The organism is Microbacterium sp. LWS13-1.2 (genome assembly GCF_040144835.1).
Classification (GTDB): Bacteria; Actinomycetota; Actinomycetes; order Actinomycetales; family Microbacteriaceae; genus Microbacterium.
On record NZ_CP151632.1, the window covers coordinates 4,054,415 to 4,075,496 of the forward strand.

Sequence of the window (21,082 nt, forward strand, 5' to 3'; positions counted from 1 at the left end):
ACGCGTGATCTCGCGAGGTTTCCCTTCGTGTTCAGGCATTCGTCGCCGGCCGTTTCGGCGTCCTCCCGCGTTTGGGGCGCGCGAGCGGCGTTCGGGGCGTGCGCCGCGCGCCCCGAACGTGCGCGGCGCGCCCCAAACCAGTGAGAGAGGATCGGATGCCGAGACCCCGCGTGTTGCGCCGTCAGAGCCGCCCGGCGGCTTTGAGCGCGAGATAGCGGTCGGCGATGCGCGGCGGCAGGTCCTCCGGGGTGGCGGCGATCGCCTCGCCTCCCGCGCGGCCGATCGCCGCTGCCACGACGGCGGCGTCGTGCGTGCTGCGCTCGATGGCGGCGGCGCGGTATACGTCGGCGGCGTCGGGGCGCTCGGGCAGGGGCTCCTGCTCGTCGGTCACCGCCCCGACCAGCACGTGGGCGGCTCGGGAGAGCGCGGGCAGCGATCCCAGGAACCCGCGCGCGGCCTCCGGGGCGTCCTGCGCGGTCAGGAGGACGACCAGCGACGGGCGGGACGTGAGCGTGCGCACCTGGGCGAACGCGGCATCCCAGTCGGTGTCGATGAGCTGCGGCTCGACGGGCGCCATGGCGTCCACCATCGCCGGCAGGAGTCCCGGGCCGTCGACACGGGTGACGCGGGCGCGGATCGTGCGGTCGAACATCAGCAGGTGCACGTGGTCGCCGGCCCGGGTCGCGAGGGCGGCGAGCAGCAGCGCGGCCTCCATCGCGGCATCCATCCGGACGCCGTCGCCGACGCGTGCCGCCGCCGTGCGTCCGGTGTCGATCACGATCACGACGTGCCGGTCGCGCTCCGGGCGCCAGGTGCGCAGCATCGTCGTGCTCGATCGCGCTGTCGCGCGCCAGTCGATGGCGCGCACGTCGTCGCCGCGCACGTACTCCCGCAGGCTGTCGAACTCGGTGCCCTGGCCGCGCACCTGCACGCTCGTGTTGCCGTCGAGCTCGCGCAGCCGCGCCAGCCGCGAGGGGAGGTGCCGTCGCGCCGTGAACGGCGGCAGCACCCGCAGCGTGCCCGGCTCGTCGAGGCGCGCCTGGCGTCCGGCGAGGCGCAGCGGCCCGTCGGATCGCACCACGACGAATCGCGATCGCAGCTCGCCGCGTCGACGGGGGAGGAGCGGGATGCCGATCGCCCGGGACTCGCCGGGCGGGATGTCGATGACCGGGCGCGCTACCGGCGCGCCGGCAGTGGGCTGCCAGGCATCGCGCACGCGTCCGCGGACGGTGCGGTCGCCGGTGTTGCGCAGCACGAGCTCGGCCTGCACCGCCTGTCCGAGCAGTACGCGGCTCGGAAGGCGCCGCAGCACCGTCATCCGGCGCGGATCGGGCGCCGCCGCCGCGTCGGCGAGCGCCGCGATCAGGCACAGCAGGATCCACGCCGCCGCTGCGAGCCACGGGTCTACGCCCGCCGCCGAGAGCAGCACGACGGGCGCCGCTCCGACGGCGAGGAGCAGCGGCAGGCGGCCGGTCACGTACATCAGGCGTCGTTCCGTTCGGCGCGTTTCGTCTCGCTCGTTCCTCGCTCGCTCAACGACCGGCTCCTAGATCGGGACGCGGGTCTGCTGCAGCACCGACCCGAGCACGGCGTCGACCGACACGCCCTCGAGCTCGGCGTCGGGGCGCAGGCGGATCCGGTGCCGCCACGTCGGCAGCAGCATCGTCTGCACGTGGTCCGGCGTGATCGCGGGGTACGCGCCCAGCCACGCCCACGCCTTCGACGCCGCCAGCAGGGCGGTCGCCGCGCGGGGACTGACGCCGAGCTGCACCGACGGACTGCTGCGCGTGGCCTGTGCGAGGTCGACGATGTAGCCGAGCACGTCGTCCGAGACGGTGACGGATGCCGCGGCCCGCTGCGCCGCGCGGATCTCCTCGGCGGTGGCGGCGCGGCGCAGGCCTGCACCCGCGAGATCGCGGGGGTCGAAGCCGCTCGCATGGCGGCGCAGCACCGCGAGTTCGGCATCCCGAGCCGGTACGTCGACGATGAGCTTGAGCAGGAATCGGTCCAGCTGCGCCTCGGGCAGCGTGTAGGTGCCCTCGTGCTCGATGGGGTTCTGCGTCGCGGCCACGAGGAACGGGTCGGGAAGCGACCGCGTCACACCGTCGGTCGAGACCTGGCGCTCCTCCATCGCCTCGAGCAGCGCCGCCTGCGTCTTGGGCGGTGTGCGGTTGATCTCGTCGGCGAGGACCACGTTCGTGAACACGGGTCCCTCGCGGAACTCGAACTCCCCGGTCTTCGCGTCGTAGACCAGCGAGCCCGACACGTCGCCCGGCATGAGGTCGGGGGTGAACTGGATGCGGGTGGTGTCGAGGCCGAGCGCCGTCGAGAACGACCGCACGAGCAGCGTCTTCGCGACGCCCGGAACGCCTTCGAGCAGCACGTGCCCGCGTGCCAGCAGGGCGATCAGCAGGCCTGTCACGGTGCCGTCCTGGCCGATGACGGCCTTGCCGACTTCGAGGCGCACGCGATTCATCGCTTCGCGCAGGGCGGCGTCGTCGGGGGGTGCGGTCGGGCGGTCGACCGCGTCGGACGCGGTCGCACTCGGCGCCACGGGCGAATCCGTCATCGGGGGCTCCTCTCGGGGCGGACGGCCGCGCGCACGGCGTCCTCCAGGTCTCTCAGGCGTGTGCTCAGGGCGACGAGCTCGGCGTCGCTGCGCGGGATCTCGTCGAGCAGGATGCCGCGCACCGCGCGGCGGTCGAGGCCGGTGCGGCCGGCCGCGGCGTCGGCGATCTCGGGGGCGGCGGCGTTCGCGGCGAGGCCGAGCAGGGTCGCCAGCCGACGCAGCGCGCCGATCCGCAGCCGGTCCGCGGCGTGGAGCGGATCGCCCGCGCGCGCGTACAGGCGCGCCCGTCCCTCCGTCGTCTCGGACGCCCGGACGGTCACCGGAAGCCGCTCGGCGACGAGCGGGCCGAACCGGCGGCCGCGCCAGATGCCGGCGGCGACCCCCGCGACCAGCAGCAGCACGATCACGGGACTCACCCACGGGGGCGTGAGTTCGCCCAGCGACGGGTCGGCGTCGGCGAGGTCGGTGTCGCCCGCGCCAGGCATGTACCAGACGACGAGCGGATGCCGCCCCATGAGGTTCACCGCCAGCGCCGCGTTGCCGTTGTCGGCGAGGTGCTCGTTCGTGAAGAGTGCCCGGCCGTCGACCGCGGCGACGCGGCCGGCGTCGGTGGTGTGGACGACCAGTCCGAAACCGTCGGCCGCCGGGTAGCAGGCGGACGTGTCGTCACCCGCGCGGTAAACCGCGCCGGGGGCGACGGCGCCGGCGCGGACGGCATCCTCGAGTCGGCAGTCGGGCTCGACGCGCTCGTCGGGTGCGACGCCGGCCGGCGCCGACCCGGCGACCAGCAGATCGAGCGTCCGAGAACGTGGCTCGATGAGCACGACGTCATCGGCGGCTTCGGCGAGAGCGGTCACGACGCCGTCGGACAGCGCCGGCGCATCGGGCATCACGAGGGTCGCCTCCACGGCCGCGAGGGCTTCCGACGCCGCCGCGCGATCCCGCACGACGACCACGTCGACGCCGTGCTCGCGCAGGATCTCGGCGATCGCGCGCGTTCCCGCGGGTCCCGTGGAGTCGGGGTCGAGTGCGCCGCGCTGAGCCCACTGGTTCGCAGCCGACACGGCGCCGCCGATCCCTCCGACGACGAGCAGCGCGAGTCCGATGGCGATCCACGCCGCGATGCGGCGGCGTCGTCCGGTGGCTGCGTGGATGGTGGCGGCGTCCTGCCGCGGGGGAGTGGCCGTCGCCGTCATGCCGGCACCTCCTCGCGCACCGCCGGTCGCGCCGACACGACCGCGTCGTCGACCGAGGCGACGAGGCGATAGAGCTCCGCCGTGCCGGGACGCCTCAGGTAGCGGACGTCGTCGAACGCCGTCGCGGCGTCCTCCAGCCGCGACGCGAGTGCGGGGAAGGCGCGGGCGGCGGCCCGCGCGAAGGCGTGCACCGTCGCGCCCGGCGGCGGGTCGACCACGCCGCGTTCGAGGCAGCCGCGGGCGAGCGCCCGGAAGCGCAGCACGATCGCGGCCTCCCAGTCGGCCGCCCGCGCGCGCTCGGCGGCGGCGGCGCGCAGCTCGGCGGCCGAGCGGTGCTCCGTCTCACCGAAGAGCAGCGGTGGGCGAGCTGCCGCGCGGCGGGTGGCGCGCGGCACGCCCCACACGAGGAAGGCGGCGACGATGATCACGACGACGACGATGGCGGCGACCAGCGCGAAGGTCGATCCCCAGCCGCCGGAGAGGTCGGGATTCAGCAGCGACGCGATGAAGTCGCCGATCGCCCGCGCGATGCGATCGAACGGAGTGGGCTCGGCGATGTCGTAGGCCGGGTCGGACAGCTCCTCCTCGGCCCAGCGCCGCGCCTCGTCACCGTCGGGGGTGAGCGGCGGCACGGCGTCGGCGGCACGCGCGAACGCCTGCACCAGAGCGGAGGTCAGGCCCACGGCGAGTCGCGGTCGGTGCCGTCGGACGCGGCGCCCGGCGCCGTCCAGGCCGTCGCCGAACTGGCATCCTCGGGTGCGACATCCGCCGGAGTGTCCGGGGCCGAGACCTCCGAGGCAGGGGGAGCAGCCGGCGCCGCGGGAGCCGGGTTCGCCGCCGGCGGATACGGAGGCTGCGGGGCCGCCGTCGCCTGGGCGGGGTACGCGGGCGGTGCGCCGTACGCGGGCTGCGCGCCGTAGGCGGGCGGAGCCCCGTACTGCGGTGGTGCGCCGTATGCGGGCGGCGCACCATACGCAGGCGGGGCACCGTACGCGGGCGGCGCTCCGTAGCCCGGTTGCGCTCCGTAGACGGGCTGCTGCCCCGGGGCGGCGTAACCCGCAGGAGCGTACCCCGGCCGGTACGCCGGGTAGCCCTGACCCGGGAACGCGCCCGGCACGCCACGCGGCGCGATCGCGCGTCCGACGTGCTCGCGGTACGGATCGGGCAGGTCGGCGGCTCCGGAGTCCCGTCGCTCGACGTACGCCAGCAGGTCGAGGTCGAGCCCTTCGCGGCGCATGCGGCAGTCGATGTAGATGAGCGCCGTGGCGGTGGACTGCACGACGACCGCGACCGCCTGCAGCAGAAGCGTGAGAACCTGCGTGAGCAGGGCCGCCGCGATGAAGCCGATGATGGCCGTCGGCTCGGCGGCGCCGGTCGGTGCGATGATCGTCGTCAGCCCCATCGACAGGAAGCTCATCGGCAGGCTCACCACCTGCGCCACGGCCGCGAAGATGACGCTGATCACGATGATGACGCCGAGGGCCGGCCAGAAGCGGCCGCGCGTGAGCGTCCACGAGCGCGACAGCGCCTGCAGAATGGTCGCGTGCTCGACGATGATCGCCGCGGGCACGAGCAGCAGCTTGATCATCAGCCACCACGTCAGCGGGATCGCCGCGAGGATGACCACGATCGTGAGGGCGATGGCCGCCGGGGGTGCGGCGATGGCGATGCCGACGATCGCCAGGACGACGACGGTGACGAGCGCCGCCACCGCGAGGACCACCAACAGCGAGTAGCCGATCAGCCGCCAGGCGATCGGCTTGACCTGCCGCCACAGCGCGCCCAGGGTGAGCTTCTCGGCGACGGCCGCGTGCGTCACCTCCACGACGACGATGCCCTGCACGATCACGCTCAGGGCGCCGGCGGCCAGCGACAGCACGATGCCCGCCACGGCGGTCAGAGCGATCGAACCGGCCATGACCGTCTCGTACTCGTCGCTGCCGGGCTGCAGGGTGTTCAGGCGCGAGAACGTGGCCCACATGACACCGAGCACGCCGGCGAGCACGACGACGTACGCCAGCGTCTGCACCACCAGGGCGAAGCCCAGGAGCACGCGCGGGTTCTGGCGCAGCGCCGCGAAGGAGCGGCCCAGGATCGTGCCGAACGACAGCGGATGCAGCGGGATGATCCCGGGGCGGGACGCCGGCGTCCAAGCCGGGTACGCGGTCACGGTTTCCCCTTCCGTCGGCGCCGAGGCGTCGGTGACGGCGCGGGTCGGCTGATCCCTATCGTTCCACATCGACCGGATGCCGCACCCGCCGCGCTCGGGTGGCTCCCGGCGCCTGCTCGGGCGAGGCTCGGCCGCTCCACAGGCCGTGTCGACTACTCTGTGTGAAGCGCATGGGGACGGCGCGTGCCGTCTGTGCCTGGAGAGAAGGAACGAACGCGCGCGATGACTTCACGCATCCTGGTGGTCGACGATGACACCGCCCTCGCCGAGATGATCGGCATCGTGCTGCGCACGGAGGGTTTCGAGACGGTGTTCTGCGCCGACGGCGCCGAAGCCGTCGACGTCTGGCGCACCGAGCGCCCCGACCTCATCCTGCTCGACCTGATGCTTCCCGGCATGGACGGCATCGAGATCTGCACCCGCATCCGCGCCGAGTCCGGCATCCCGATCATCATGCTCACCGCCCGCACCGACACGGCCGACGTCGTCAAGGGACTCGAGTCGGGAGCCGACGACTACATCGTCAAGCCTTTCAACCCGAAGGAGCTGGTCGCCCGCATCCGCACGCGTCTGCGCCCGGCGAGCCAGCAGGCGAACGACTCGCTGCGCATCGGCGACCTGACCGTCGACGTCGCCGCGCACGAGGTGCGCCGCGGCGACGGGCCGATCGCACTCACGCCTCTCGAGTTCGAGCTGCTGGTCGCGCTGGCATCCAAGCCTCAGCAGGTGTTCTCCCGCGAGATGCTGCTCGAGCAGGTCTGGGGCTACCACTACAAGGCCGACACCCGCCTGGTGAACGTGCATGTGCAGCGGCTGCGGGCGAAGGTCGAGAAAGATCCCGACAACCCCAAGATCGTCACGACGGTGCGCGGCGTCGGATACCGCGCCGGCGCCGTGGTCTGAGGCTCCCATGACAGCGCCGATCACGGGCGTGGCGCCGACGCGTGCGCACGTCGCGTGGTGGCGGCTGTGGCGGGCGTGGCCCGGCACCATCGCCGGGCTCTGGCGACGCTCGCTGCGCTTCCGCACGCTGCTCGTGACCATCGGCCTCACCGCGCTCGCCGTCGTCGTCGCGTGCGTGTGGATGGGGCTCGCGATCCAGAACGACCTGTTCACCTCCCGCAAGGACCAGGTGCTGCTGGACGCCGAGCAGGCCAGGGGGGCGGCGCAGCGCACGCTCGACGCCGCCGTGCAGAGCGACGTCGTCCAGCTGCAGAACGTGATGACGCTGGCGTTCACGGCGCTGCGCGACCAGTCGTCGGCTCACATGGTCGCGGCCTACCGCATCGGTCCACCCGTGCCCAATGCCCCGCAGGACTTCAGCACCGACGAAGCCGAGATGCCCGATCTGCTGACGACGTCGATGCGCTCGCTCGTGCGCACGAACCCCGACCAGCAGATCTGGCAGCCGGTGGCCCTCCCCGACGGCGCCGATACCAGCGTGCCGGGGATCCTGGTCGGCCAGCAGCTCACGATCGAGGGAGTCGCGTCGTACGAGCTCTACTTGGCGTACGATCTCGCGAACGCGCCGCAGACACTGACGTTCGTGCAGCGCACGCTATGGGTGGTCGGCATCGGGCTGGTGCTGCTGATCAGCGGCATCGCGTGGTTCGTGCTGCGCTCGGTCACCGCGCCGATCAGCGAGGCGGCCGACACCAGCGCCATGCTCGCAGCCGGCCGCCTCGACGTGAGGCTGCAGGTGCACGGCGAGGACGAGCTCGCGACCCTCGGCCGCTCGTTCAATGCGATGGCAGACAGCATCGAGTCGCAGATCAAGGAGCTCGCCGAGCTCTCGCTCGTGCAGCAGCGCTTCGTCTCGGACGTGTCGCACGAGCTGCGCACGCCGATGACGACGATCCGCCTCGCCGCCGACATGATCAACGACCAGCGGGCGGACTTCGACCCCGCGACGGCACGGGCCGCCGAGCTGCTGAACGCCCAGGTGCAGCGGTTCGAGACGCTGTTGACCGATCTGCTCGAGATCAGCCGCTACGACGCGGGATCGGTGCAGCTGGAGCTCGAGCCGACGAGCCTCGCGCACCTCGCCGAGGACGTCATCGCATCCATGCAGCAGCTGGCCGAGCAGCATGGCACGGACGTGCGTCTCGTGGCTCCCGGGGGATATTCCCCGGTCGACATGGACCCCCGGCGTGTGCGTCGCGTGGTGCGCAATCTGCTGGGCAACGCGATCGAGCACGGCGAGGGGCGCCCGATCGTGGTCACCGTCGACAGCGACCAGCAGGCCGTCGCCATCGGGGTCCGGGACTTCGGCCTCGGCATGAAAGCGGCGGACGTCGAGCACGTGTTCGACCGCTTCTGGCGCGCCGATCCGTCCCGCAAGCGCACGATCGGCGGCACCGGACTCGGCCTCTCGATCGCGCTCGGCGACGCGAAGCTGCACGGCGGCGAGCTCGCGGTGTGGTCTGAACCCGGCCGCGGCACCAACTTCGTCCTCACGCTGCCGCGGCAGGACGTCCCGCTGGCCGGTGCGTCGCCGATCCCCGTCGATCCGGGCGACGATTCGGTGGCCGCCCTCGATGACCTCGGTCTCACGGCGCCCATCGATGTGTCGCGCGTGGACGCCGGCACGGACGGCGATCGCCGGACGGCGACGGATGCCGGATCGCCGGGAGGGACACGATGACCCGGGCGCGCGGCATCCTGGCAGTGCTGCTGACGCTGTGCGCGGTGGTCGTCACCGGGTGCGCCGGTTTCCCCACGAGCGGGCCTCCGGAATACGGACTCGAGAGCGGCGGCACGGACGACGACTCGCAGAACGTCGCCTTCATCCCCAACAGTCCGCAGCCCGGGGCCACACCCGAGCAGATCGTCGAGGGCTTCGTCGACGCCGGGTCGGGGCCGGGCGTGCGGGGCGACTGGACGGTCGCCCGTGAGTTCCTCGCGCCGTCGTTCCGTGAGACCTGGAAGCCCGAGACAGGCGTGTTCGTCGACGAGCGCGCGGAACGCGACTACGTCGAGACCCAGGAAGGGTCCGTCGACTTCGTCTACGACGTCGTGGCATCCGTCGACGACAAGGGCGCCTACGAGCGCGCCGACATCGCCACCGCGAGTTCGACGTTCCGCCTCGCGCAACAGTCAGACGGCGAATGGCGCATCACCGAGGCGCCCGACGGCATCTGGCTCGACGAGGCCCAGTTCCCGACTGTCTTCAACCGCTATCCGGTGATGTACTTCGACCCCACGTGGCAGTACCTCGTGCCCGACGTGCGCTGGTTCGCGATCACCAGAGCCCCGGGCAGCATCGCGGACGCCCTCGTCAACAAGCCTCCGAGCGAGTGGCTGGCAGGTTCGGTGGACACAGCCTTCCCCGATGGCGTGGCCTTCGTCGCGGCTGTGCCGAACGACGAGGACGGTGTGGACGTCGCTCTCACGGGCGACGCGATGCTGGCGGTCGACAGCGACGTCCTCGACCGTATGCAGACCCAGCTGGAGGTGAGTCTGCGGGCGGCGGGGGTGACTCAGGTCGCCATGACCGTCGACTCCACGCAGATCGACGCGGAGCCCGTCGCGGTGCGCTCCACGCGGGTGCCGGCGGCGCCGCTCGTGCTCACCGAGCAGGGCTTCGGCTTCCTCACCGGCGACGAGATCGACAAGATCCCCGGCCTTTCGGCGGCCGTCGAGGCGAACGCACCGGTCAGCGTGCAGGTCGGCGCCCAGCGCGACCTCGCTGCAGCGAAACTCGCCTCGGGCGCGGTCGTGCGGCTGAACTCGGCGGGAACCGACGCCGAATCGCTCGATACCCGCGTGGGACTGGTCGATCCCGTCATCGACGGCTCGGGCGCGGTGTGGAGCGTTCCCGAGGACCAGCCGTCGGCGCTGCGCGCCTTCCTGCCCGGGGGCGATGTCGTCGAGATCGCCGATGCGTGGAGCGAGGCGACCGCCATCGCCGGGATGTCGCTGTCGCGCGACGGCACCCGGATGGCCGCCGTCGTCAGCGCCGGCGGCCGGACAGTGCTGGTGGTGGCCGGCGTCCTGCGGAACGCTGACGGCATTCCCGTCGGACTCGGCACCCCCACGATGCAGCTCGCCATCGTCGGCGGCGCTGTGGTCGGCGTCACCAACATCGGCGTCACATGGATCGACGACGTGTCGATCGGCGTCCTCGCCGACGCGGAGTCCGAGTCGACCGTCGTCGAGCAGGTCGTCGGCGCGCCGACGTCGCTGTCTACGGCGTCAGCGGGCATGGCATCGATCGCCGGCGGCACAGGTGGCTCGAGCCTGCGCCTGAGGGCCGACGACGGCACGCTCTACGTCAAGCGCGGGACGGCGTGGCAGCCGACCGCGACCGGCGTCCTCGTACTCGCGACGCAGCAGGGGGCGCCGCAGTAGGTTCCTCCCCAGCGGTGCGCCGGGGCGGCCTCTCCACGGATCGGCCGGGCGGCAGCCGCGGCCGCAGACGCCGACGCGAGGCTGATCCCCGTGATGGCAAAGCTGATCGTGGCGGTGCGCGAGGCGTGCGCCGATGCGCTCGCCCTGCTTCTGCCCGTCTGGTGCGCGGGATGTGACGAACCCGACGTCGCGCTCTGCGAGCGGTGCGCTCTGGCGCTGCAACCGGAGCCGCGGTGCCGGGTCATCGATGCGCCCGGCGGCGGGGTCGCGGTGTGGAGCGGGCTCGCGTTCGAGGGCGTCGCGGCGCGGGTGCTGCGCGCGATCAAAGAGGAGGGGCGAACCGGGCTTGCCAGGGCGCTCGCACCGGCGCTGGCGGCCGCTCTCGACCGGGCCGGCGCCGCCGGCTGCGTGCTCGTTCCGGTGCCCACCTCCCGCGCGGCGCACCGGCGGCGCGGGTTCCGGGTGCCCGAGCTCCTGCTCCGCCGTGCACATCGCCGCGGGCGACGGCTGCTGCGTATCGCGCGGCGGACGGACGACCAGCGCGGCCTCGATCGAGACGCGCGGCGCCGCAACGTCGCAGGCAGTCTGGTCGCCACATTCGCCGCGGCCGCACCACCCGTTGCGGGGACGCTGCGAGGCGCTTCGGCGAACGTTCGCCCCGCCGCGGGCATGCGGGTCGTGGTGGTCGACGACGTCGTCACGACGGGCGCAAGCCTCGCTGAGGCGGTCCGTGCGCTGCGGGCCGAAGGTGTCGACGTGGTGGCGGCGGTCACCCTCACGGCGACGCCGGGACGGGGTGGCACTCGCGGATGAACAGGACCCGTCGCATTCGAAACTCACAGGTGACAGAGTCCGGACGCCGGGCTACCGTGGGGGTGACAAGGCGACTGATGGTCCGCCCTTGGCCGGGCGGACCGGAACAAGGAGGCAGGGATGGAAACCAGCATCGTCGGCGTGGGAGTAGGGATCACGGATCGCTTCCGCGGAGTCGTCGAAGAGAAGGCTCTCCGCATCGAGAACCTCGCGCCACGCGCTCAACGCGTCGAAGTCAAGGTCACGCACCGCGCCTATCACAACGGGCGGATGGAAGACGAGACCGTCGAGCTCACCGTGAACGGCAAGGGTCCCGTCATCCGGGCCGAGGCCACGGACGGAGACAAGTTCACCGCGTTGGACCTCGCCGTCGACAAGCTGTGCGAGCAGCTGCGTCGCGCGAAGGACAAGCGCGTCGACGCGCGCAACCACCCCCGGGGAGCGAAGTTCGAGAAGGGCAGCGGTGCGATCGAGGGGATCGACGTGCAGCCGGCGTCCGTCGAAACGCTCCGCGCCGTCGCCACCGGCGAGATCCCGATCGTCACCGGCAACGAGGAGGAAGAGGGCTACACGCCCGTCGTCATCCGGACGAAGGAGTTCCACCCCGAATGGATGTCGGTCGAGGAGGCCGTCGATCGCATGGAGCTGGTGGGCCACGACTTCTTCCTGTTCATCGACGCCCGCACCGACCACCCCAGCGTCGTATACCGCCGCAAGGGCTGGGACTACGGCGTCATCTCGCTGACCACGCAGGCGCAGCCGGAAGAGCTGGCGTCCTGAACCGGCGCACGTCGTTCTGACAGGCGGCAGCCTGACAGACAATGAGGGGTGCGGCCGTCTCGGCCGCACCCCTCATCTGTCTCCGCGCGCGCCCGGTCCTGCGCGGCGGCATCTCATCCGGAAGGACCAGCGTGATCATCCGCAACGTGCGCCCCTGGGGCGCCGACGCCGCCGACATCCACATCGAGAGCGACCGCATCGCCGCGATCTCACCACACGACGCTTCGGTGGCGCAGGGCACGGACGACGTGGACGGGCGTGGACGACTGATCTTCCCCTCATTCAGCGACGTGCACGTGCACCTCGACTCGTCCCGGATCGGGCTGCCGTTCCGTCCCCACACCGGTGCACCGGGAGTCTGGGGCATGATGCTCAACGACCGCAACAACTGGCGCGACACCCAGGTGCCGCACGCCGAGATCGTCGCGGGAACGCTCGAGCAGATGATCGCGAAGGGGACGACCCGCATCCGCTCCTACGCGCAGGTCGATGTGGACTGCAAGCTCGAGAAGTTCGACTCCGTCCTCGCGGCGAAGGAGAAGTTCCGGGGCCACGCCGACGTGCAGATCATGACGTTCCCGCAGGCAGGGATCCTGCGCGAGGCCGGCACGGTGGAGTACCTCGAGGAGTCGCTGAAACAGGGCGCCGACGTCATGGGCGGCATCGACCCGAGCCAGCTCGATCGCGATCCGGTCCGGCATCTTGACATCGTGTTCGGGCTCGCGGAGAAGTACCAGGTCGAGGTCGACATCCACCTGCACGAGCCGGGTGCACTCGGCGTCTTCAGCACCGAGCTGATCCTCGAGCGCACGCGTGCGCTCGGCATGCAGGGAAAGGTCACGATCTCGCACGCCTACGACCTCGGCTCGGTGTCGGAGGCCGTGAGCCGCCGACTCATCGACGAGTTCGCCGAGCTGGATGTCGCGATGGCGACGGTCGCTCCATCGACGACGGGGCACCTGCGGCTCATCGATCTGGTCGAAGCCGGCGTCCGGGTCGGGTTGGGCGAGGACGGCCAGCGCGACTACTGGAGCCCGTACGGAAACTGCGACATGCTCGACCGCACGTGGCAGCTCGCGTTCGTCAACGGCTTCCGCCGCGACGACCACATCGAACTCGCGCTCGCGGTCGCCACGATGGGCGGTGCATCGATCATGAGCCACTCGACGCCGCGCGTCTCGGGCGTGGGGGATCGTCCCGGCGTCTCCGCGGGCGACCGCGCCGACCTCGTGCTCATCGACGGCGAGACCCCGACGAGCGCCGTCATGGACCGGGGCATCGATCGCACGGTCATCCACGACGGCCGCATCGTCGCGGACGGGCATCGCGTCGTCGGCAGCTGACCGGCCGCGTGCGGCGGTCGTGGCGGACTGAGGCGCGGCGTCCCGCGCCGGCGGTCCGAACCCGGACCCGCGGCAGCGTCAGTCGATGAAGCCGTCGAGGATGCTGCCGATCACCAGGCCGCCGAGGATGCCGCCCATCAGATCGCTGCCGCCGCTGCGGCGACCGCCGCCCCAGCCGCCCTGCTGACCGTAGCCCGGCCCGCCCCACTGGTCGGGCTGCGGGCGGGCGGCATCGATGTCGCGCTGCGCGAGCTGCAGCGCCTCGCTCGCGAGGAAGGCGGCGCGGCGGGCCATGGCGAACGCCTGCTCGCGGTGGTCCTCGTCGATCGTGGTGACCGCGGCTGCCGACGCCCCGAGGTAGCGGTCGAGGTCGAGGCGCACGCGCTCGGCCTCGGCGAAGCGCGTGCGGGCGTCGGCGCCGATCCAGCCCCGGTGACCGGCGATGACGTCCCGGGAGACAGCCAGCTGCCGATCGGCGTCGTCGATCGCGTGCCGGACGTGCTCGAGCGGTGGGATCGGACGAGCGGCGCGTTCGCGGGCGGCCGCGATCGCGGCATCCAGCCCGGCGTTCGCCTCGCGCAGGCGCGTGAGCTGCTCGAACGGATCGGTGTTGACGCCGGCGGCCGGAAGCGCGGCCAGAGCGGCCTGCAGCTCCGCGATCGCGGCGCTGACGGCGGGGGACTGGGGCTCTCGGAGGGCGACGACGAGGTCGCCGCGGGAGTCCTCGATGATCGCGGCGAGCGTGGACTCGGCGCGCAGCGCCTCGACCTCGAAGGTCTCGACGGCGTCGATCAGCGTCTCGGCGCGGCGGACCGACTCGGTCGACGCCTCGAGTGCCATGTTCGCCTGCTCGCGCTGTCCGGCCTCGCGGCGCCGCTCGGCGACGTCGGCGCTGTGCTCGGCGAACCCGAGCAGCTGCTCCGCCTCGGCGGGGTTCGCCTCGATCTGCGAGAGCGCGTGCGCCGAGTACCGGACCGCCAGCCGCTCGACGGTTGAACGGGCGTCGGGGAGGCGCAGTCGCAGCCGAGCGGCATCCGCTCGCACCCGCGCGATGACTTCGGGAGCGCGACGTGCTCGCTCGATCGCCGCCGCGAGCGCCTGGGTGCGGTCGTCGAGCAGATCCTCGGCCCACTCGCACAGCTGCACGATGCGCGCGTTGCGGGTGCGCAGCTCGTCAGGCGTGTCGGGGATCTCGTCGTGGTTCAGCTGGTGCAGGTGGAACGCTTCCTGCATATGGGTGCGCACGGACTCCACCGCCTCGCGGAGCTCGGTGGTCGGACCGGCGCCGAGTTCGGCGTCCGCGAACGCGAGCTCGTCGGTGGTGAGCCGCAGGCGCTCGTCCGCTGCCACCAGCGTCTGCTGCGCGCGGCGCGCCAGATCGGCGTCCTGCGTGTTCAGCTCTTCCTGCTCGCGCTTGCGTCTGCCCCAGAATCCGGCCATGGATCGATCCTACGGGGGCCGCTGAGAGCAAGCTGAAGCGAGCGGGCGGCGGTGTGCAATGTTCGCGCACAGCGTCGCCGCGCCGGGTGAGTGATCGCCCGGCGCGCCGTCACCCGTGGCGGCGGGGTGTCTCAGCCGTCGGTGCGCTTGTGCCGGGGCTTGCGCGCCGGCCGGTCGTCGTACGAGCCGCGGGCGCTCGAGTCGCCATAGCCGCGGCTGGTCGAACCCCGGTCGTCGCGGCGGGGGCGAGAGGCGCCATCCGTCCGGCGCTGCGGGCGGCCGCTGTCGGGGCGCAGCTCGATGAGCTGTCCCGAGATGCGGGTGTCGGCGAGCCGGTCGAGGGCGTCGCGCGAGAGGTTCGCGGGAAGCTCGACGAGCGAGAAGTCGGGCATGATCTTGATCGCGCCGAAGTCGTCGCGGCGCAGGCCACCCTCGTTCGCGAGTGCGCCCACGATCTGACGCGGCTCGACGCGCTGGCGCTTGCCGACGGCGATGCGGTACGTCGCGAAGCCCTCGCGCGGGGCACGGCGCTCGCCGCGCTCGGGACGGTCACCACGATCCGGCCGGTCGCCGCGGTCCGCACGCTCTCGCGAGGGCGAAGGCTCGGCGTCGGGCTCCAAGAGAAGTGGCGTGTCGCCCTGCGCCACCACGGCGAGGGCGGCGGCCACGTCGGCCTCGGGAACGTCGTGATTGCGGACGTAGTGGGCCACGATGTCGCGGAAGGCCTCGATGCGCTCGGCCTCGCCGAGGGCAGCGGTGATGCGGTCGTCGAAGCGCGAGAGGCGAGTCACGTTCACCTCGTCGACGCTCGGCAGCGGGATCTCGGTGAGCTGCTGACGGGTGGCGCGCTCGATCATCTTGACCAGGCCGCGCTCGCGCGGCGTGACGAAGCTGATGGCGTCGCCGCTGCGGCCGGCGCGACCGGTGCGGCCGATGCGGTGGACGTAGGACTCGGCATCCGTCGGGATGTCGTAGTTGACGACGTGCGAGACGCGCTCGACGTCGAGGCCACGGGCGGCGACGTCGGTCGCGACCAGGATGTCGAGCTTGCCCGACTTCAGCTGGTTGACCGTCTTCTCGCGCTGCGGCTGGGCGATGTCGCCGTTGATGGCGGCGGCGGAGTAGCCGCGTGCGCGGAGCTTCTCGGCGATCTCCTCGGTGACGCTGCGCGTCCGGCCGAAGACGATCATGCCGTCGAAGTTCTCGACCTCGAGGATGCGCGTGAGGGCGTCCATCTTCTGCTGCCACGCCGTGATGAGGTAGCGCTGCGAGATGTTCGCCGAGGTCTGGGTCTTGGACTTGACCGTGATCTCTTCGGGGTCGCGCAGGTACTGGGACGCGATCCGTCGGATCTGAGCGGGCATGGTGGCCGAGAACAGGGCGACCTGCTTGGTGGCGGGAGTCTCGGCGAGGATGGTCTCTACGTCCTCGGCGAAGCCCATCTTCAGCATCTCGTCGGCCTCGTCGAGGACCAGGTACTGCAGCGCAGAGAGGTCGAGAGTGCCCTTCTCGAGGTGGTCGATGATGCGGCCCGGCGTTCCGACGACGATGTGCACGCCGCGTCGGAGAGCGGACAGCTGCACGCCGTAGCCCTGGCCGCCGTAGACGGGGAGGACGTGCACGTCCTTCAGGTGGCCGGCGTACTTCTCGAACGCCTCGCACACCTGCAGCGCGAGCTCGCGCGTCGGGGCGAGCACGAGCGCCTGCGGGGTCTTCTGCGACAGGTCGAGCCGGTCGATGATCGGCAGCGCGAACGCGGCGGTCTTTCCGGTTCCGGTCTGCGCCATTCCCACGACATCGCGCCCGCCGAGGAGCGTCGGGATGGTGGCCGCCTGGATCGCCGAAGGCGTCTCGTAGCCGATGCCCTTCAGCGCCTTGAGGACGGGCTGGCTGAGCCCGAGGTCGGAGAAGGTCATCGCTGCGGGCTCGGTCTGAGCCTCGACTTCGATCTGATCGGCGTTCGTGTGCACAGTTAAGCGTAGCGGGACCCGCCTGGGAGACGACAGGATGCCGCTTCCCGCGCGATCTCGGACGCCCTGAGCTGCGGCATCCGCGGTCCCGGATCAGGTGATTTCGCGGAGGTAGGACGGTCTGCGCCGAAACGGTCCTACCCCGGCGAAATCACCTGAATTCGTAACAGGGGGGGCGCGACCCGCAGGAGCGTGCGGCGACGGTGGCTCGAACCGACGACGCGGCAGCGGGGACCGATACGTCAGGTGATCGCCGTGCGGCGGGTGAGGTCGGGGTGCCGCGGTGGCACGAGCCAGTTCACGAGTGCGATCGCGAGCGGCAGGCCGAGACAGAACGCGCCCAGTACCTGCCACGGGATGTCGGCGAGCAGAAGAGCGCCCTGCGACTGGATCGCGAAGCCGATGGGCGGCAGGATGCCGGCGATGGCGCCCGCCATCGTGCCGAAGCCCGCGATGATGAGGCCCTGCCAGAATCCGACGTTCCGGCGCAGCACCGGCGTCCCGCCCACGCCGGCGAGCGTCGCGTCGTCCGGCCGCCGTTCGAAGCGGGCCAGCCCCAGGGCGACGGCGCTCGCGCCGAGTACGAGGACGGTCACGACGGACAGCAGCGGGACGAGCCAGGTAGCGTCGCTCGGCGGCCCCGCCTCGACGGTCTGCGCGAGCGTGAAGTCCTCACCGCTCGCGAGCTCGACCTGAGCCTGGAGGCGGTCGCGCTCCTGCGTCGACAGCGGCGCCTCGAGCGAGGCGATCACGCGTTCGGGGACCGCGGCGATGCCGAGTCGATCCGCCGTGGCCGGGGCGATGGCGATCGCGGTCGGCTGCCGCGGTGCGTCGACGACGATCGCGTCGACCTGCTCCGTCCATGCGGGGTCGGCGATTCGCCGGTCCGACGACGGTATCCAGACGTTGCTCGGCATCCCATCGATGAGGTCGCCGCCCGACCATGCCGCGATCGAGATCTCGCCGTCCGTGACGAAGCGCTCGTCCGCCACGATCGCCGCGCCGTCGCGGTAAGCGGCACGCTGACCGGCAGTCAGCGTGATGCCGAGCACCGTCTCCAGATCCTCGGGTTCCACCACGGACAGCGGATTGTCGGGATCCTGGCCGTTCGAGGTGAAGCTGTCGTCCCGCTCAGGATCGAGCAGGTGCTGCGGGGGAAGCAGGGCGATCGCGAGGGTGAGCTCGTCCGGCACCTCTTCCGGCGAGCCGTAGTTCCAGTGACTCGGCTGCTGCCGCGCGACGACGGCGAGATCGGTGGCGCCCGTATCCTCCGCGACGTCCACCGCGGCGGCCCTACCGTCCTCCGCCGCGTCGGGGTCGATCAGCCCCGTCGTGCCGGCGGCACCCGGCCAGATGTTGATCGAGAGACTCCCGGGAGGGGCGGCGTAGTACCAGGTGCGCGCGTTCTGAGCCGTCTGCATCGAGGACTGCCCGACCGCGAACACCCCGATGAACACCGTCGCGGCGATGGCCGCGAAGGCCGGCACCGTGCGCCCCGCATTGGAGGCGGCATCCCGCGACGCGATCCTGGCCGCGAGCCCCACGCGGGAGAGGATCCGGGACGTCATCCACAGGAGCCAGCCGCCCGACATGAGGATGCCCACCTGCGTGAGGATCGGACCGACGACGATGCCGAACGCCGGGATGTATCGCAGCGGGGAGTCGCCCGGGAGGTCGGAGACGTTCACCGCGGCGACCACGACGGCGCACGCGATCGTCACCGCGACGCCGACGACCAGCACGATGGATCCCCACACCGGCCGCGCCACTCCCGGCTTCTGCGGGCGCCGAGCGCCACTCAGCGCGCGGAGGACGTCGGTCTTCGCGACCGTGCGAGCCGGGACCAGCGCTGCCGCGGTGCCCACCACGATCGCGAACACCAAGATGGCGGCGAGCCCCGGCCAGGGCACGTGGAAGCCCCAGTACTGCGTGGCGCTCCCGTCGGCCGTGAGCGCGACGACGAGTGCCGCTGTTCCGACGCCGAGGATGAGCCCGATGAGACCGCCGAGTGCGCCGAGCGTCGTGCCCTGGAGCAGGACGATCCGCGAGAGATCGCCCCGATTCGCTCCGACGCTCGCGGCCACGGCGAGCGACCGCTGCTGACGGCGTGCCGTCACCGCGAACGCGGCGCCCGCGAGCATGACCACGACATAGGCCGCGAACAGTCCGCCCGCCGAGATCACGAGCACGATCGGCCACACGCTCGCCCACTGGTCCAGCACCGAGCCGCGCACCTCTTCGCGCAGCGCGGTCGGCGGATCGAGCACCACTGCGCGCGAGTACGCGACGACGCCGTCTTCGTTGAGCGCCTGCACGCCCTCCCACGACAGGGCGAGCGCGGGCAGATACCAGCGTCGCTCGCCGCCGATCACGCCGCGCAGTTCGGCGGTGCCCGGCAGGAACACCGCACTGGCGGCATCGGGCAGGATCGCGGCATCCAGCGTTCCTACGATCTCGAAGGTGCCCGCGCCGTCGGCGAGCGTCAGATCCTCGCCGATACCGACGTCCAGCCGTTCGAGGGTCGCCGGAGTCACCATCGCCTCGGTCGCGCTCGTCGGACGCTCGCCGTCGACGATGTCGAACGCACCCGAGAATCGCGGGTCCCAGGCGTCGCCCGTCCACGCCGCGACGAGACCCACGCCGTCACGCGTCTCGATGCGCGCGCTCGCGCTGGTGAGGAGGACCGTCTCGGTGCCTGCCGGCAGCGCGTCGGTCGGGTCATCGGCGATCGGTCCGTCGGGCAGCTCCCAGCTGCCGTCGTCGCCCGCCGGATAACCCGTCCACTGCGGCTGCGTGGGCGCTTGCCAGAACCCTTCGCCCGGGACGCCGGCGGGAGCGACCCATGCCTGCATCTCACCCAGCTCGGCCCGCAATCTGTCTTCTGGCGCGCCGAGAGTGCTCGCGGCGAAGATGCCGTAGGCGCTCATCGCGGCGATGGGAAGCGCCACGAGTGTCGCGATCAGCAGGCTCGACAGCCTGGTGCGGCGCACCTGCCGGCGAGCCAGCAGCGCCGCGACGCGCCACCGCGACCATCCGCCCCCGCGCGCACGCAGCGCTGAAGCCTCCTGCTTCACGCTCGCCTCGACGGGCGCCTCGAGAACCCCCGTCATCGCGGCCCGGCGAGCAGGGACTCCGCGCCGGCGCGGCGGGACTCGTCGATGATCCGGCCGTCGCGGAGGAACACGATGCGGTCGGCGAAGGCGGCATGGCGGGCTTCGTGGGTGACCAGGATGCCGGCGGCTCCGGCATCCACCCGCGCGCGAAGCATCTTCAGCACGAGCTCGCCGGTCACCGAGTCGAGTGCGCCGGTCGGCTCGTCCGCGAGGATCAGACGGCGGCCGCCGACGACGGCCCGTGCGATGGCGACGCGCTGCTGCTGGCCGCCCGACAGGTCGTCGGGGTACGCGTCCGCCTTGGCCTCGAGGCCGACCGATGCGAGCGCGTCGCGTCCGGCGCGACGGGCGACCCGGGTACGGAACCCGTCCAGCTCCAGCGGCAGCGTGACGTTCTCCAACGCCGTGAGCGTCGGGATGAGGTTGAAGTCCTGGAACACGAAGCCGAGCGAACGTCGCCGCAGGCGTGCCAGCTGCTTCGGCGACTGCTCGCTGAGGTAGGCGCCTTCCACGACGACTTCGCCCGTCGTGGGGATCGCCAGCCCGCCCGAGATCGCCAGCAGCGTGGACTTGCCCGATCCCGACGGTCCCATCACCGCGACCAGTTCGCCGCGGCACACCTCGAGGTCGACGCCCGAGAGAGCTGAGACGGCGGTGGCACCCGTGCCGTACTGCTGCGTGACGCCGATGAGCCGCAGCACCGTGTCGGTCATCGCGTCGTCTCGACGGGTTCGACCGGCGACTCCTTCGCGGGGCGGCCGCGCTTTGGCTTGTCCGTCGACAGCTGCAGGGCCATCGCGTGATCGGGATGCAGCGCCAGACGCTGCTCGGAATGATCGAGCCAGCGCACCTCGGCCTCGGCGGCGAAGATCATGGAGTCGACGACGAGCGACCAGGCGAGCTCCTCGGGCCCGTCGGGGTTCGCACCCGCGTACTTGGCCCGGTTGAGCTCCTGCAGCTGGGTGAGTGACGCGCGGCGCTGCGTCTGGATGATGTCCGAGACGTCGACGCCGGGGAGAGTCGCGGCGACGGCCAGCTTGATCGCCAGCTCGTCGCGGGTGCCCTGGCTGCGCTGGACCGGCGAGCTCAGCCAGGCGTGCGCCTCGGCGGCTCCGGCATCCGTGATCTGCCAGTAGACATGGCCCTGTTCGTCGATGTCTCCCTTCTCGACGAGGCCGTCGCGTTCGAGGCGGTCGAGCGTGTTGTAGATCTGACCGACGTTGAGCGGCCAGGTGGACCCGGTGCGGCGGTCGAACTCAGCGCGCAGCTGGTAGCCGTAGCACGGACCTTGATCGAGGATGGCGAGCAGACTCTGTCGGACGGACACGGGAGCTCCTT

Annotated in this window: 16 protein-coding genes; 6 read left to right on the plus strand and 10 right to left on the minus strand. The window is 71.9% G+C overall.

Features of this window, described 5'->3' with window-relative positions; translation table 11 throughout:
* Nucleotides 1-181: 181 nt before the first annotated feature.
* The 5 genes from MRBLWS13_RS18640 to MRBLWS13_RS18660 form a co-directional block, all read right to left on the minus strand.
* Nucleotides 182-1,483, minus strand: a complete 1,302-nt coding sequence (locus MRBLWS13_RS18640) for a DUF58 domain-containing protein (RefSeq protein WP_349426806.1) — start codon at nucleotides 1,481-1,483, stop codon at nucleotides 182-184.
* 63 nt (nucleotides 1,484-1,546) lie between these two features.
* Nucleotides 1,547-2,476 (minus strand): MoxR family ATPase, encoded by a 930-nt coding sequence (locus MRBLWS13_RS18645; RefSeq protein ID WP_349429105.1) that lies wholly within the window; start codon nucleotides 2,474-2,476, stop codon nucleotides 1,547-1,549.
* 89 nt (nucleotides 2,477-2,565) lie between these two features.
* Entirely contained in the window at nucleotides 2,566-3,765 is a 1,200-nt protein-coding gene (locus tag MRBLWS13_RS18650; RefSeq protein WP_349426807.1) for a DUF4350 domain-containing protein, read from the minus strand.
* The gene (locus MRBLWS13_RS18655) at nucleotides 3,762-4,448 is read right to left on the minus strand and encodes a DUF4129 domain-containing protein (RefSeq protein ID WP_349426808.1); all 687 of its coding nucleotides are present in this window, start codon (nucleotides 4,446-4,448) and stop codon (nucleotides 3,762-3,764) included. Before MRBLWS13_RS18655 ends, MRBLWS13_RS18650 begins: the two co-directional genes overlap by 4 nt.
* On the minus strand, nucleotides 4,439-5,935 hold the full coding sequence (locus MRBLWS13_RS18660) for a glycerophosphoryl diester phosphodiesterase membrane domain-containing protein (RefSeq protein ID WP_349426809.1): 1,497 nt from the start codon (nucleotides 5,933-5,935) through the stop codon (nucleotides 4,439-4,441). Before MRBLWS13_RS18660 ends, MRBLWS13_RS18655 begins: the two co-directional genes overlap by 10 nt.
* A 222-nt stretch (nucleotides 5,936-6,157) precedes the next feature.
* On the opposite strand from MRBLWS13_RS18660, the gene mtrA reads away from it, so the two are divergent.
* The 6 genes from mtrA to MRBLWS13_RS18690 all read left to right on the plus strand — a co-directional run bounded on the left by mtrA (nucleotide 6,158) and on the right by MRBLWS13_RS18690 (nucleotide 13,221).
* A complete protein-coding gene (gene mtrA / locus MRBLWS13_RS18665; RefSeq protein WP_308868351.1) occupies nucleotides 6,158-6,838 on the plus strand; it encodes an MtrAB system response regulator MtrA in 681 nt (226 codons plus the stop codon).
* Between the two features lie 7 nt (nucleotides 6,839-6,845).
* Entirely contained in the window at nucleotides 6,846-8,579 is a 1,734-nt protein-coding gene (gene mtrB, locus MRBLWS13_RS18670) for an MtrAB system histidine kinase MtrB (protein ID WP_349426811.1), read from the plus strand.
* A complete protein-coding gene (locus MRBLWS13_RS18675; protein WP_349426812.1) occupies nucleotides 8,576-10,285 on the plus strand; it encodes a hypothetical protein in 1,710 nt (569 codons plus the stop codon). The genes mtrB and MRBLWS13_RS18675 overlap by 4 nt, the downstream gene beginning before the upstream one ends.
* 93 nt (nucleotides 10,286-10,378) lie before the next feature.
* Nucleotides 10,379-11,098 (plus strand): phosphoribosyltransferase family protein, encoded by a 720-nt coding sequence (locus tag MRBLWS13_RS18680; RefSeq protein WP_349429106.1) that lies wholly within the window; start codon nucleotides 10,379-10,381, stop codon nucleotides 11,096-11,098.
* A 120-nt stretch (nucleotides 11,099-11,218) separates the two neighbouring features.
* A complete protein-coding gene (raiA, locus tag MRBLWS13_RS18685) occupies nucleotides 11,219-11,878 on the plus strand; it encodes a ribosome-associated translation inhibitor RaiA (RefSeq protein ID WP_349426813.1) in 660 nt (219 codons plus the stop codon).
* A 131-nt stretch (nucleotides 11,879-12,009) separates the two neighbouring features.
* Complete coding sequence (locus tag MRBLWS13_RS18690; protein ID WP_349426814.1) at nucleotides 12,010-13,221, plus strand: amidohydrolase family protein; 1,212 nt, start codon at nucleotides 12,010-12,012, stop codon at nucleotides 13,219-13,221.
* A 78-nt stretch (nucleotides 13,222-13,299) separates the two neighbouring features.
* Here the strand turns inward: MRBLWS13_RS18690 and MRBLWS13_RS18695 are convergent, their stop codons facing one another.
* From MRBLWS13_RS18695 to MRBLWS13_RS18715, 5 genes are all read right to left on the minus strand, one after another.
* Nucleotides 13,300-14,661, minus strand: coding sequence for a hypothetical protein (locus MRBLWS13_RS18695; protein ID WP_349426815.1), 1,362 nt, complete (start codon nucleotides 14,659-14,661; stop codon nucleotides 13,300-13,302).
* A gap of 131 nt (nucleotides 14,662-14,792) precedes the next feature.
* Nucleotides 14,793-16,577: a DEAD/DEAH box helicase gene (locus MRBLWS13_RS18700; RefSeq protein WP_349429107.1), complete on the minus strand. Its 1,785-nt coding sequence runs from the start codon at nucleotides 16,575-16,577 to the stop codon at nucleotides 14,793-14,795.
* A gap of 296 nt (nucleotides 16,578-16,873) precedes the next feature.
* The gene (locus tag MRBLWS13_RS18705; RefSeq protein WP_349426816.1) at nucleotides 16,874-19,741 is read right to left on the minus strand and encodes an FtsX-like permease family protein; all 2,868 of its coding nucleotides are present in this window, start codon (nucleotides 19,739-19,741) and stop codon (nucleotides 16,874-16,876) included.
* On the minus strand, nucleotides 19,738-20,457 hold the full coding sequence (locus MRBLWS13_RS18710) for an ABC transporter ATP-binding protein (RefSeq protein ID WP_349426817.1): 720 nt from the start codon (nucleotides 20,455-20,457) through the stop codon (nucleotides 19,738-19,740). Before MRBLWS13_RS18710 ends, MRBLWS13_RS18705 begins: the two co-directional genes overlap by 4 nt.
* Nucleotides 20,454-21,071: a PadR family transcriptional regulator gene (locus MRBLWS13_RS18715; protein ID WP_349426818.1), complete on the minus strand. Its 618-nt coding sequence runs from the start codon at nucleotides 21,069-21,071 to the stop codon at nucleotides 20,454-20,456. The genes MRBLWS13_RS18710 and MRBLWS13_RS18715 overlap by 4 nt, the downstream gene beginning before the upstream one ends.
* Nucleotides 21,072-21,082: the final 11 nt, after the last annotated feature.